General features: G+C 34.3%; 14 protein-coding genes and 1 riboswitch. All 14 genes read left to right on the top strand.

Going from position 1 to position 13,403, the window contains the following annotated elements:
• The first annotated feature begins 86 nt into the window (after positions 1 to 86).
• The gene (locus JOC47_RS09250; protein WP_204701789.1) at positions 87 to 1,436 is read left to right on the top strand and encodes a glycosyltransferase family 4 protein; all 1,350 of its coding nucleotides are present in this window, start codon (positions 87 to 89) and stop codon (positions 1,434 to 1,436) included.
• Between the two features lie 298 nt (positions 1,437 to 1,734).
• Complete coding sequence (locus tag JOC47_RS09245) at positions 1,735 to 3,048, top strand: ABC transporter substrate-binding protein (protein ID WP_204701788.1); 1,314 nt, start codon at positions 1,735 to 1,737, stop codon at positions 3,046 to 3,048.
• A 64-nt stretch (positions 3,049 to 3,112) separates the two neighbouring features.
• Complete coding sequence (locus JOC47_RS09240; protein WP_204701787.1) at positions 3,113 to 4,033, top strand: carbohydrate ABC transporter permease; 921 nt, start codon at positions 3,113 to 3,115, stop codon at positions 4,031 to 4,033.
• Positions 4,027 to 4,869 (top strand): carbohydrate ABC transporter permease, encoded by an 843-nt coding sequence (locus JOC47_RS09235; protein ID WP_204701786.1) that lies wholly within the window; start codon positions 4,027 to 4,029, stop codon positions 4,867 to 4,869. The genes JOC47_RS09240 and JOC47_RS09235 overlap by 7 nt, the downstream gene beginning before the upstream one ends.
• 216 nt (positions 4,870 to 5,085) lie before the next feature.
• On the top strand, positions 5,086 to 6,123 hold the full coding sequence (locus JOC47_RS09230) for an L-threonylcarbamoyladenylate synthase (protein WP_204701785.1): 1,038 nt from the start codon (positions 5,086 to 5,088) through the stop codon (positions 6,121 to 6,123).
• A 340-nt stretch (positions 6,124 to 6,463) separates the two neighbouring features.
• Complete coding sequence (locus JOC47_RS09225; RefSeq protein WP_204701784.1) at positions 6,464 to 7,033, top strand: manganese efflux pump MntP; 570 nt, start codon at positions 6,464 to 6,466, stop codon at positions 7,031 to 7,033.
• Between the two features lie 175 nt (positions 7,034 to 7,208).
• Positions 7,209 to 7,640 carry a ribose 5-phosphate isomerase B gene (gene rpiB / locus JOC47_RS09220; RefSeq protein WP_204701783.1) on the top strand — a complete coding sequence of 144 codons (432 nt, stop codon included), beginning with the start codon at positions 7,209 to 7,211 and terminating at the stop codon, positions 7,638 to 7,640.
• 37 nt (positions 7,641 to 7,677) lie between these two features.
• On the top strand, positions 7,678 to 8,913 hold the full coding sequence (gene glyA, locus JOC47_RS09215) for a serine hydroxymethyltransferase (RefSeq protein ID WP_204701782.1): 1,236 nt from the start codon (positions 7,678 to 7,680) through the stop codon (positions 8,911 to 8,913).
• A 341-nt stretch (positions 8,914 to 9,254) separates the two neighbouring features.
• The gene (upp, locus tag JOC47_RS09210) at positions 9,255 to 9,884 is read left to right on the top strand and encodes a uracil phosphoribosyltransferase (protein WP_204701781.1); all 630 of its coding nucleotides are present in this window, start codon (positions 9,255 to 9,257) and stop codon (positions 9,882 to 9,884) included.
• The gene (locus JOC47_RS09205; protein ID WP_204701780.1) at positions 9,853 to 10,353 is read left to right on the top strand and encodes a deoxycytidylate deaminase; all 501 of its coding nucleotides are present in this window, start codon (positions 9,853 to 9,855) and stop codon (positions 10,351 to 10,353) included. Before upp ends, JOC47_RS09205 begins: the two co-directional genes overlap by 32 nt.
• A gap of 82 nt (positions 10,354 to 10,435) precedes the next feature.
• On the top strand, positions 10,436 to 11,443 hold the full coding sequence (locus tag JOC47_RS09200; protein ID WP_239551041.1) for an MraY family glycosyltransferase: 1,008 nt from the start codon (positions 10,436 to 10,438) through the stop codon (positions 11,441 to 11,443).
• Positions 11,444 to 11,603: 160 nt separating this feature from the next.
• Positions 11,604 to 11,742, top strand: a riboswitch (cyclic di-AMP (ydaO/yuaA leader).
• A 239-nt stretch (positions 11,743 to 11,981) separates the two neighbouring features.
• Positions 11,982 to 12,203 carry an AtpZ/AtpI family protein gene (locus tag JOC47_RS09195; protein WP_204701778.1) on the top strand — a complete coding sequence of 74 codons (222 nt, stop codon included), beginning with the start codon at positions 11,982 to 11,984 and terminating at the stop codon, positions 12,201 to 12,203.
• Between the two features lie 4 nt (positions 12,204 to 12,207).
• Positions 12,208 to 12,597, top strand: coding sequence for an ATP synthase subunit I (locus JOC47_RS09190; protein WP_204701777.1), 390 nt, complete (start codon positions 12,208 to 12,210; stop codon positions 12,595 to 12,597).
• Positions 12,598 to 12,617: 20 nt separating this feature from the next.
• The gene (gene atpB, locus JOC47_RS09185; RefSeq protein WP_204701776.1) at positions 12,618 to 13,379 is read left to right on the top strand and encodes a F0F1 ATP synthase subunit A; all 762 of its coding nucleotides are present in this window, start codon (positions 12,618 to 12,620) and stop codon (positions 13,377 to 13,379) included.
• Positions 13,380 to 13,403: the final 24 nt, after the last annotated feature.

Here is a 13,403-nt window from a genome sequence, read left to right as displayed (position 1 = left end):
CACGAATAGAATAATTATCTCTTAAAGTGGTAGAGTTTTTCTACCACTTTATTAGTTTAGGAAAAGATAATGAGGAGGATAAAAAAATGGAAAATGTAGTATTATCACATTTTAGAGTGGGTCAAACTGATGGAGTATCATTAGAAATGGAAAAATGGCAGACGGTTTTAGAAGATATGGGTTATCAAGCTCAGTTTTTAGCAGGAAGTACGGGTAATGTAGAGGGAGATGTAATTCCTGAATTAAAATATCGTCAAGAGCGTAATGATCGTATAGTGCGGAATGCCTATGAGGAATTAAGTGATTTTAGTGCTCAAGAATTGGAAGCAGAAATTTTAGCTTATGCAGCAGAAATTAAAGAAAAGTTAGAGCAGTATGTAGCTGAAAATGAGATTGATATTCTAATCCCTAATAATATTTGGTCTTTAGGCTGGCATCTGCCGGCTGCAATTGCCTTTAGTCAATTAGCTGAGGAGCACAGTGATTTACAATTTATTTGTCATCACCATGATTTTTATTGGGAACGAGACCTATATCAGCCGACCTGTGAATTTGTTAGTCAGTGTTTAGAGGAATATTTTCCGCCGCAGGGGGATAATATTGAACATTGTGTGATTAATAAATTGGCCCAAGAGGAGTTAGCAGAGCGAAAAGGAATTCATGCTACAGTAGTACCCAATGTTTTTGATTTTGCAGCAGAACCGTGGGCAGAAGATGACTATAATCAAGATTTCAAAGAACAGATTGGATTAAATGAGAATGATATTTATATGTTGCAAGCGACTAGAATTGCTGAGCGCAAAGCGATTGAATTAGCTATTGATGTAGTAGCTCAGTTAGATAAAGATGAATATAAAGAACAGCTTACAGGAGCAGAATTATATGATGGAAGACAGTTCACTAAAGATAGTAGATTTGTTTTAGTTTTAGCGGGATTACCGGAGGGTAATGAAGAGTATGTAGCAAAGTTAAAAGAACGAGCTCAAAAGCAGGGAGTAAAGCTTGAATTTGTTAATGATTTAATAGAAATGAAACGCTGTACAGTTAATGGCAGCAAAAGATATTCCCTCTGGGATGCCTATGTACAGTCTGATATTATCACCTATCCTAGTATTTTAGAAGGCTGGGGTAATCAGTTTTTAGAAGGATTATTTGCTAAAAAGCCGATGGTAGTTTATGAATACCCTGTCTTTAAAACAGATATCAAGGACTTAGGTTTTAATATTATATCTTTAGGAGACGAAATTGCTTATCGCGATGAGAAGGATTTAGTTCATATCCAAACAGAAAAGCTAACAAAGGCAGCGCAAGAGATTATCGATTTGTTAACTGATAGAGATTACTATCAGCAAGTTGTAGAAGAAAATTTTGCTTTAGGAGCAGAGCATTTATCTTATCAAACCCTAGCAGAAATACTTGAGAACTTATTAGATTAAAAAGAAGAGTCACTCTAGAGTTTTTGAAGAAATTAGAATCAATTAGAAATTAAATCTATTTTTGGGATGATGATAACTCTTTTTAGCCTTGCTTTTTATAATTTGTACAAAAAAAGGGTATCTATTCGGATTATTTTTATGCAAATGTGATATAGTTTTTCTCTTTTCTGTTCTATATAATATAATTGTAAGATAAAATATAAGACTAAAAGTGATTATAAATGTGCAGAACAAATAACAAATGAGCTAGTTTATAAGTACATAAGTTTCGGGTCTAAAATCAAAGGGGGTATAATTAATGAAGAAAAGATGGTTAGTAACATTAATGGTCATGACATTAGTTTTAAGTTTAACAGTTCCTAGTGCTGCGTTTTTTGGATTCGGTGATGATGATGAAGATGAGCCAACTAAAATTACTTACTGGACTACTCAAGTTGAATCAAGTCGTTTAGAAGTGATTAAGGGATTAGCTAAGAAATTTACTGAAGAAACAGGAATTGAGGTTAAAGTAGTACCAGTCGAAGAAAATGATTTTTCTACTAAACTGTCAGCTGCTCAAGCAGGTAATAAACTGCCGCAGGTAATGGAAATGGGAGTTCAAAAGATATTACGTTTAGGAAATGCTGGATTATTAGATATTGAAGCAGCAGGAGATGTGATTAATAGTTATGGACGTGATGATTTCTACCAAGGTCCATTAGAAATGACTCAAGTTGCTAATGGTGATGGAAACTATGCTGTGCCATTTCACGGTTGGGTACAAGGTATTTGGTACCGTGAAGATTGGTTTGAAGAAGCTGGTTTAGAAGCACCAACTAATTGGGAGAATATTTTAAAAGCCGCTAAACACTTCCATAAGCCAGACCAAAAACAGTACGGCATTATTTTTGGTACTAAAAAGGATGCTTATGCACGTCAGACATTCACTCAATTTGCTTTATCTAATGATGCGCGAGTCTTTAATGAAGAAGGCGAGCTTGTTTATAATTCTCCAGAAATGCTAGAAACTTATAAGTACTTAAAAGATTTAGCTAATTATACTCAGCCAGGACCAGAAACATGGCGTGATGGTCGTAATCTATTCTTGAATGATCAAGTAGCAATGATGTTCTATTCTACTTATATTATGAGTGACTTAGTTGGAGAAAATATGGTAGAAAAGACTGGGTTTGCTAGTAAAATGGAACATTCTTCTGCCGCTACATTTGGTCAAGTAGTAGGATTAAGTATCACTTCTACTAATAGTGATGCGAAAGAAGAGGCAGCAAAAAAGTTTGTTAAGTTCTTACATGATAAGAAGAATTATATTGAATTTTTACACATGGCACCAGGCGGTATGAATCCGGTTCGTAAGTCTATTGCTCAATCTAAAGAATATAAAGATAATAAAACTATTTCTGTCTATGGAGATAAAGCAACTGAAATTGCTAGCGGATTAGATAATATCGGTAAGTTTGGATTTGTAGGCGGAAAGGTATTCCCTAAGATGGGAGATATTGGTGCTAGATATGTAATTGGTGATTCTATAAATCAAATGACAGAAAGAGATTGGGAAGCACAAAAAGCTCTTGACTATGCTACTAATAAGATGAAAGAAATAGTGAATGAATAATTAAGTTAATTAAGGCTAGGGAATTTAAATTCTCTAGCCTTTTTAATTAAAGGAGGTTTCTTTTATGGGTGCAGAAAGCAAAACAGATGAATTACCCTTTTTTAAAAGTTTATTCAATCCTGAAACAAAATCACAAAAAGAAGCTAGGCTGGGTTATTTTCTGATTTTTCCCACAGTAGCTTTAGTAACTGGAGTCATTCTATATCCTATTCTCTATAATTTATGGTTAAGTTTAACTAAAGTGAGCTTGGGTCCTAGTCAAGGTGGAGAATTTGTTGGATTGGCTAATTATATTGATGTAGTTAGTGACCCCCAATTTTGGGGAGCTATGGGAACTACTTTAATTTATACTGTGACTACTGTTGCAGGGGCAACTTTATTAGGTCTAGCAGTGGCCTTGTTGTTGAACCGAGAATTTATTGGTCGAGCCTTGGCCCGTGGAGTTGTTTTATTGCCTTATGTAGTGCCCATTATTTCAATTGTTTTTGCTTGGAAATATCTTTTTAACCCGGTTTTTGGTATGGCTAATTTTGTCTTAGTTGATGTTTTACATTTGCTTGAAAATCCTGTTAACTGGGTAGAAAGTCCCCAATATGCGCTCTGGATGGCAATCTTCTTTGAGATTTGGCGTGCTTTCCCTTTTGCCTTCTTGATGATTATTGCTAAATTGCAGTCGATTCCAAAGACCTATTATGAAGCGGCTGAAATTGATGGCGCAAATTGGTGGCAGAAGACACTTAAAATTACATTACCACAGTTAAAATTTGTGATTGCTTCTTTAGCATTGTTACGTTGGATTTGGAATTTTAATAAGTTTTCAGAAGTATATTTACTTTCAAAACAAGTCAATGTAGTTTCAGTTTATGCCTATGAGAAGGCCTTTTCAGCTTATCAACATGGGCAAGGAGCAGCAATTTCTGCTACATTATTCTTAATCTTAATTAGCTTTGTACTCCTTTATGTAAAGAAGGTGTTAAAATGGTAGAAAAGAAAAGCTTACGTAAAAAGATACTTTTTTGGGGCGCTTTAATAGCAGTCATGGCATTTTGTTTATTTCCTTTTGTGATGATGTTTAGTTCTGCTTTTAAATTATCAGAAGGTCAATTTGATTATCCACCAAAGATTATACCACAAGAGATCACATTTCAGCATTTTAAAGATGTGTTTAATCCAGAAGTGTTTCCCTATTTTACATTCTTTAAAAACAGTCTGATGGTAGCAAGTATTACAGCGGGATTATCAGTCTTAGTTGCTACTTTTGGGGCCTATAGTTTTACCAGGCTCAAATATAAAGGACAAAAGTTAATTCAACGAGGAGTATTATTTATTTATATGTTTGCAGGAATTTTATTAGTGATTCCGCTGTTCCAGATTGTAGTGAATGCTGGGCTTTATGATACCAGGCTGTCGTTAATCATTACCTATTTAGTTCAGACTTTACCGGTATCTTTGTATATGTTAGGTAATTATTTTAGAACAATTCCTGAATCAATAGAAGAAGCTGCAATTATAGACGGCTGTAGTCGAGTAGAGGTTATCTTTAAAATTATATTTCCCTTATCTGCTCCAGCATTAGTTTCAGTCTTTATTTATGCGTTTATGATTGCTTGGAATGAATATCTATTTGCTTCTGTCTTCTTAACTTCAGAAGGTAACTTTACATTACCAATGGGCTTAAATAGTTTATTCCATACCCAGCACTATATTTGGGGTCGGATGATGGCTGCTTCATTATTAACTGCAATTCCAGTAATTGTTCTATTTTTAATGGTTGAGAAATTTATTTCTGGCGGCCTAACATTTGGTGGTGTTAAAGAATAAAATTAATAAATTTCATTTAGTGGACTTTGGGTTTTGACCTAGAGTCCACTTTTTCTTATAATAAATACCCATACTTTATGCGATGATACCCATACTTTTTGCGATACATACCCATACTTTTATTTGATTTAAGTATGGAGATTAATTCAAAAAATTCATTTAGATTTTATTCAAAATGATATATACTATACACAAATACTATAGATGAGGGATATTATGCGAGAAAAAAATGGAACTAAAATCTTTAGTAAAACTGAATTAAAAGAAGCAGCAGACTTATTACAAAAAGGTAAATTAGTTGCCTTTCCCACCGAAACTGTCTATGGTTTAGGTGCTAATGCTCTAGATGGAGAAGCTGTACAGTCTATCTTTGCTGCTAAAGGAAGACCGGCTGATAATCCTTTGATTGTACATATTGCTAGACAGGAGGAAATTAAAGAGTTAACTACTGGAAACTTATCTCCACAAGCTCAGAAGTTAATCAAAAGATTCTGGCCGGGACCTTTAACTTTGGTTTTAAAGAAGAGTGAAGAGGTTCCTGAAATCACTACTGGTGGCTTAGATACAGTAGCAGTGAGAATGCCTAAGCATAGTTTAGCTTTGAAATTAATCGAATTAGCAGAGGTACCGTTAGCAGCTCCTAGTGCCAATCTATCAGGGCGCCCAAGTCCTACCTTGGCTGAACATGTTATTGCTGATTTAGCAGGAGAGATAGCGGCTGTAGTCGATGGAGGCCAAACTGGGATTGGAGTTGAATCAACTGTTGTAGATTTATCTACTGAGGTGCCAACATTATTACGTCCTGGTGGTATTACTTATGAAATGTTAGAAGAGGTATTAGGAACTGTGGAGATAGACCCGGCTGTGAAGGCTAAAGTAAATCAAGAATCCAAAGAAGCTATATCACCTGGTATGAAATATAGACATTATGCTCCGCAAGCTGAAGTAATATTAGTTGAGGGAGAAGCTGAAGCTATAACTGATAAAATTCAAGAGCTAGCCGCTCAAGAAAGTAACGTAGGAATTATGGCTAGTCGTGAATATCAAGATTTTTATCAGCAAGGAATCGTTAAAGTGATGGGGAGTCGTGATGATTTAACTGAAATTAGTAATAATATATTTAAGTTACTGCGTGAATTTGATAAGTTAGGTGTGGATAAAATATTGATTGAAGGTTTACCAGAACATGGTTTAGGATTAGCAATTATGAATCGCCTGCGTAAATCAGCTGGTTATCAAATTATCGACACATAAGAATAGTAATCAGAAAAGGCAGTAATGAGTAAAGAGAAAAAAGCAGTAATGAGTAACAAAGAACAGTAATGAGAAAAGGCAGTGAAGAGCAAAGAGAAAAAAAACAGCAAAGAGTAACAAGAAAAACAGTAAATAGTAACAAGTAAAGAGTAAACAGAAAAAGCAGTAACAAAGAATAGTAACAAGTAAACAGAAAAGCGTAAAATACAGAATAAGTGATTAGCAGGTAGAGATTTGGCATGCCGAATCTAGGTTTTGAATTTTATTTTTTCACAATTGAAGTTTATTTATCACTTCCTATTAATATATATGTAGTAGTTAGTTAATAGGGAGTGATGGAATGCAGTTAATAGAATTAATTTGTTTAGGTGTTGCTTTAGGGACGGATGCTTTTTCAGTCTCGGTAGCAGTAGGGATGAATCGCATTAACTGGTCTTTAATTTTAAAATTAAGTTTAGTAATTGCAGTATTTCATGTTATAATGCCGTTGTTAGGAATCAATTTAGCTCAATTATTAGATCATTTTTTTGGACACTATTATTTTGAAGAGACAATTAAAAATATAACTAGCGTAATTGGTGCTGGTTTATTAATTATTTTAGGGACAATTATGATAGTAGAGAGCAGACAAGAAAGAGAATATGGAGACTTTGCTTTCGACTTATCCCTGTGGGGGATCATAATTTTAGCAGTTAGTGTTAGTATTGATGCTCTATCTGTAGGTTTTAGCTTAGGGATGTTAAATGTTAAAATACTATGCAGTTGTCTTGTTTTAGGTTCGATTGCTGGTTTGATGGTATTGTTTGGTTTGCTTTTAGGAAAGAAAATAGGTTTAGTTTTAGCTACTAAGGCACAAATAATTGGTGGCATAGTCTTAATTTTCTTAGGGTTACATTTCTTATTTTCTTAATTTTAGAAATTCTTTTTTTAAGCAGGATAAGAAATAAAATTAGAGAATAATTACTAGAGGAAGAGATAAATAATAAGGTTAAGTATAAGGGCTAAGTTTAAGGCTAAGCATAAAGCAATTCAAACTCAGACTTATACTTATACTCAAATATAGCTTTTAATGGAGGGCGATAGAAATGAAAGTAGCAATTGCTAGTGACCATGGTGGTTATGATTTGAAAGAAGAAGTAATTGACTTATTAGAAGAATTAGATGTTGACTACAAAGATTTTGGTACAGATTCTACAGAATCAGTTGACTATCCTGATTATGCTACTCCAGTAGCTGAAGCAGTAGCAGAAGGAGAATATGACAAAGGAATTTTAATTTGTGGGACAGGAATCGGTATGTCTATTGCAGCTAATAAAGTACCTGGTATTAGAGCTGCTCTATGTCATGATGTTTTTTCTGCTCGGGCGACAAGACAACATAATGATTCAAATGTATTAACTATGGGTTCAAGAGTGATTGGGTCAGAGCTAGCGCGAGAAATTGTTAGTACTTGGTTAGATGCTGATTTTGATGGTGGTCGTCATCAAAGACGGATTGATAAGATTAACAATATATAATTTTTAAGATTTTATAGAGAATTAGAGGAGTGATAAAATGGGAAAGTTGAATGATATTGATCCTGAAGTTAGTGAAGCTATTAATCGAGAAGTTAAGAGACAGAAAGGTAATTTAGAATTAATTGCCTCAGAAAACTTTGTTAGTGATGCTGTACTTGAAGCGATGGGTACTGAATTAACAAATAAGTATGCCGAAGGATATCCAGAAAAGAGATATTATGGCGGTTGTAAACATGTTGATGAAGTCGAAAAATTAGCTATTAAACGAGCTAAAGAGTTATTTGATGCTGACCATGCTAATGTGCAACCTCATTCTGGTTCGCAGGCTAATCAAGCTGTTTATTTTGCTTTGTTGGAACTAGGTGATAAGGTGTTAGGTATGGATTTAACGCATGGAGGACATTTAACGCACGGTAGCCCAGTAAATATGTCCGGGGACTATTATGATTTTGTAGCTTATGGTGTGGATGAAGATACAGAAAGATTGAATTATGATAAAATTTTGGAATTAGCTCAAGAAGAAGACCCTGAGATGATTGTTGCAGGAGCTAGTGCTTATTCTAGAGAGATTGATTTTGCTCGTTTAAGAGAAGTAGCAGATGAAGTTGATGCTTACTTAGTTGTTGATATGGCTCATATTGCAGGTTTAGTAGCAGCAGGTTTACATCAAAATCCTGTTGAATCAGCTCATGTAGTAACGACCACTACTCACAAAACTCTAAGAGGACCTCGAGGCGGTATGATTTTATGCGAAGAAGATTTGGCTAAGCAGATTGATAAGGCTATCTTCCCTGGGATCCAAGGTGGTCCATTAATGCATGTAATTGCTGCTAAAGCTGTGTGCTTTAAAGAGGCTTTAACTGAAGAGTTTAATGAATATCAAGAGCAAGTAATTAAAAATGCAAAAGTTTTAGCTGATTCTTTAGCAGATAACTTTAGAATTGTAGCCGGTGGAACTGATAATCACTTAATGTTAGTAGATTTAACAGAACATGATATCACAGGCAAAGAAGCTGAACATGCTTTAGATGAAGTAGGAATTACAGTCAATAAGAATACTATTCCATTTGAAACAAGAAGTCCTTTTGTGACTAGTGGAATTAGATTAGGTTCTCCAGCGTTAACAACGCGTGGTTTTGCAGAAGAAGAGATGGAAAAGGTTGCAGAGTTAATTACGAAAGTATTATTAAATTTAGATGATGAAGCAGTACAACAAGAAGTAAGTGATGAAGTAGATCAATTAGTAGAAGATTATCCGTTATATCAGGAATAGTAGATAGTGATGAGTGATGAGTAATCAGTAAAGAGAAAAAGGCAGTAATCAGAAAAAAGAAATGAGTGATGAGTAAAGAGAAAAAGCAATAAAAAGTAATAAGTGACGAGTAACAAGTAAAAAGAGAAAAGCAGTACAAAGTAATGAGTTATGGCAAAAATAAAGAAAAAGTGATAAAAGAGAACAGAAGCTAAAATACAAATAAAAAAAAGAATGTCAATATAGATGAGATAATATCTTATGTGATTTTCTTTTGTTTTTGATTTTAACTCATTACTAATTACTGATTACTCATCACTATTTTTTGTTGTAAACAAAAAAATACTAGGAGGTTTTTTTAAATGAGTGAGGTACATACTATTGATCATCCATTAATTCAACACAAATTGACGCATTTAAGAAAGAAGGAAACAGGAACTAAGGAATTTAGAGAGTTAACTGATGAAATTGCTGCTTTGATGGGCTATGAAATTACGAGAGATTTAGATTTACAAAGTATTGAAATTGAAACACCAATTACTAAAACAGAATCTAATGTAATTGCAGGAAAGAAAATGGTAGTAGTACCTATTTTAAGAGCTGGACTAGGTATGGTAGATGGAATTGTTAGTTTAGCTCCGGCTGCTAAAGTAGGGCATATTGGTTTATATCGAGATCCTGATACTTTAGAACCGGTAGAGTATTATTGTAAAATGCCGCCAGAACTAGGTTCCCGAGAAGTGATTGTAGTTGACCCTATGTTAGCTACAGGTGGAACTGCTGAAGCGGGATTACAGTTTGTTAAAGATAAAGGAGCGCAGAATATTAAATTTGTTTGTTTAGTAGCTGCTCCAGAAGGTGTGGAACGTTTACAGGAAGCTCATCCTGATGTAGATATTTATACTGCTGCAGTGGATGAAAAGTTAAATGATCATGCTTATATTGTCCCAGGTTTAGGAGATGCAGGTGACAGACTGTTTGGTACAAAATAACCCAGATATAGAGCAACCTACTGGAGATGGTCGACCTTCTTGGGACAAATATTTTATGGAATTAACGCATGTAGTAGCTAAACGTTCTACTTGTTTACGGCGCAAAGTAGGGGCGATTATAGTGCGCAACAAACGAGTTTTAACTACTGGCTATAATGGTGCTCCCAGCGGTTTGCCGCACTGCAGTGAAACAGGCTGTTTACGTGAACAACGAAATGTTCCTTCAGGTGAAAGACATGAGTTATGCCGAGGACTGCATGCTGAACAGAATGCTATTATTCAAGCGGCCCAGCATGGGACTTCAATTAAGGGTGCGACCTTATATTGTACTCATCAGCCTTGCATTTTATGTACTAAAATGATTATTAATGCAGGGATTGAGCGAATAGTTTTTAAGGGGTCATACCCAGATGAATTGGCTCAAAAAATGTTAAAAGAAGCTGAAATTGAGTTAGAACAAATTGACTAATTTACCACAATAAAATAATTGCAATTTTAAGGCTAATTCCCTACAATTAAGGATAGACTTTTAATTAGAGAGGATGAAGAAAATGATTAAACTATTTTTATTAAGTTTGATCAGTAGTTTAGTGTTAACTCCTCTAGTCAAGAAATTGGCCCGTGCTTTGGGTGCTGTAGACCAACCTAATAGACGACGGGTTAATCAATATGCTATTCCTAGTTTAGGTGGATTAGCCATTTATTTTTCTTTTATATTATCATTAGTGTTGTTAGGAATTGATTATAAATTTTATGGACTAATCATTAGTAGTAGTTTAATTGTACTGCTAGGAGTTATAGATGACTTATATGAGCTGCCTGCTTTAATTAAATTAGGTGGTCAAGTTGTAGCTGCTTTAACTTTGATTTTAATGGGTACTAAAATAGAGTTGATTACTAATCCTAGCGGTGGAATTTATTATTTAGGCTATTTAGCCTTGCCAATTACTCTACTGTGGCTAGTAGGAGTTACAAATACAGTTAATTTAATCGATGGCTTAGATGGATTAGCAGCAGGGGTATCGATTATTGCGGCAGTGACTGTAGGAATTATTGCTTATCAACAGGGCCAATTTGAGGTACTATTGCTAATTGTTCCCTTAGTTGCTTCAATTTTAGGTTTTTTACCCTATAATTTAAATCCGGCTCAAATTTTCATGGGCGATACTGGAAGTATGTTTTTAGGATTTACTTTAGGTGCAATTGCTATAATTAGTTATTTAAAAACCATTACAGTCTTGACTATTGTGATCTCTATTTTAGCTTTAGGAGTTCCAATGTTGGATACTATCTTTGCTATTTTGAGAAGGAAATTAGCTGGAAATCCATTATTTAAGGCTGATAAAGAACATTTGCATCATCAACTATTAAAAATTGGCTTAAAGCAATCTGAGGTAATGATAGTTATTTATTTAATTAGTATTTTTTTAGCAATGATAGCAGTAGGAATTCATGGTGCTAATTTGAAACAAGGATTTATTTTACTGACTAGTACAACCCTTTTGTTAGGCCTAGGTGCTTGGGAACTTAAGAAATTAAATAAAAATTTAGGTTTTTAAATTAGGGCTAAACAGGACTCAAATTATTTTTTTCACAAGCCCTAAATGCTGTAATCAAAGGGGGAGTTTAAGTTTTTATTGTGTGGTTGTACTTTACAACAATGAAGATATTTATTATAATGAATGTAACGAATTAAGATAAAGATTCTAAGTAAATATTGAAGCACAGATGTCTAATCCTGTTTTAGGAGCGGGGGACCCATTTTTTTTGGGGCGGATCCAGAATGATAAAGAGAACTGGTAAGGTACCCTTAGCCTGAGCCCGACAGCTAACCTCGTAGGCAGTATAAGGGGCTGCTAGCCTATTTTATAATGGGTAAATTGTATCTAATTTAGATGAAGATGAAAACTGTCTTAAACAGGACTACGGCTATCTGCTGTAGTCTTTTTGTATTAGCAAAGTTTTAATTTTCACTTAGAAATAACATTTAGTTGTTAATTAAAACTAGATTTGCTATAATGGAAAGTATCAATCCCCTCATGGGGGGCGATGAATAATTTAAGAGTAAGATAGGGATTACTAATTAGGAGAGTTAACATGAACGATAAAATGAATTTTTTAAAAGCTTTGGCTTTAATTTCCCAGGTAGGAATCACTATGATTGTGCCAGTGATTGCTGGAGTTTGGCTGGGTAATTATTTAGATGAATTATTACATACTAATTTAATATTTTTGCTCGTAGGTGTAATATTAGGAGTAAGTGCTGGTTTTCGCAATGCTTATCGTTTAATTATGCAGCAGCAAGATGATGGGAAGTGATTGCATGAAAGAAGTAAAGCAAACAACAGGATTTATTGTTAAATGGACATTATTAACTGTTGTTATTATTAGTTTATTTGTGTTTTATTTTTGGGGTAGCAAGAATGCTTTAGGTATTATTGCTGGTAGCACAATGGGAGTTACTAATCTATATTTACTTTCTTTTTCCTTAAAAAAAGCAGTTAATTTTGAGCCGTTAGTAGCTAGAGTATACATGATTGTGCAGTATGTACTCAAGTATGGTTTTTGGTTTTTTGTATTTTATACGTTAATTAAGAATAATCAAATAAATTTGTTTCCTACTATTATTGGAATGTTGATCGTTAAACTAGTTATTTTTGTCATTAATTTGTTTGATATGTGGCCTCAACACCAAAATGATTGGACTGGATAAGAAAGGAGGGAGAAGAGATAATGGATTTTTTCAGTAAATTGATTGATAAGATGTTATTTAACTCACCTAATATTGAGGAGTTTGCTCCACAGGTGATGTTTCATATCCCAGAAAATGGGTTGACTAAAGCATTACAGATTGCTAATGCTCCAGTAAAGTCAACTGTGACAACTACTTGGATTCTGATAGTTGTATTAGGGTTGTTTTCCTGGTGGGCAACGCGTGATTTAAAGGAAGAACCTGAAGCTGGCAGTGTCCAAAATGTTATTGAAGCATTAGTAGATTCAATGCAAGGCTTAGTAAGGAATACTATGGGGCCGGGTATGCAGAAGTTTACTCCGTATATTGGGACTTTGATGATTTACTTAACAATTAGTAATTTGATAGGCCTTGTTCCTGGAAGAGATATACTACACTTATATACTCCAACTGCTGATTTGAATACAACTTTTGCTTTAGCAGCAATTACATTCTTTTGTATTCATTACTTTGGAATTAAGTCAAAAGGAATTGGCACATACTTTAAAGATTACTTTGAGCCAATGCCATTTATGTTCCCGTTAAATGTAATTGGAAATTTAGCTGACCCAATGTCACTAGCTTTCCGTCTATTTGGGAATATGCTTGGTGGTGGTGTTGTAATTATGGGCTTGTTATATTCTGTAGTAGCACTTGGTATTCCAGGAATTGCTGATTTATACTTCACTGTATTTGCAGGAGTTTTACAGGCCTTTATCTTTACGATGTTAACTATGACTTATATTTCAATGGAGATGGAATAGTCTCTCCAAATTGGAAAGGAGGGC

This window comes from Halanaerobacter jeridensis, assembly GCF_016908315.1.
Taxonomy (GTDB): Bacteria; Bacillota; Halanaerobiia; order Halobacteroidales; family Halobacteroidaceae; genus Halanaerobacter; species Halanaerobacter jeridensis.
The sequence above is the reverse complement of the archived record's forward strand: the minus strand, read 5'-3'. Positions and strand labels throughout refer to the sequence as shown.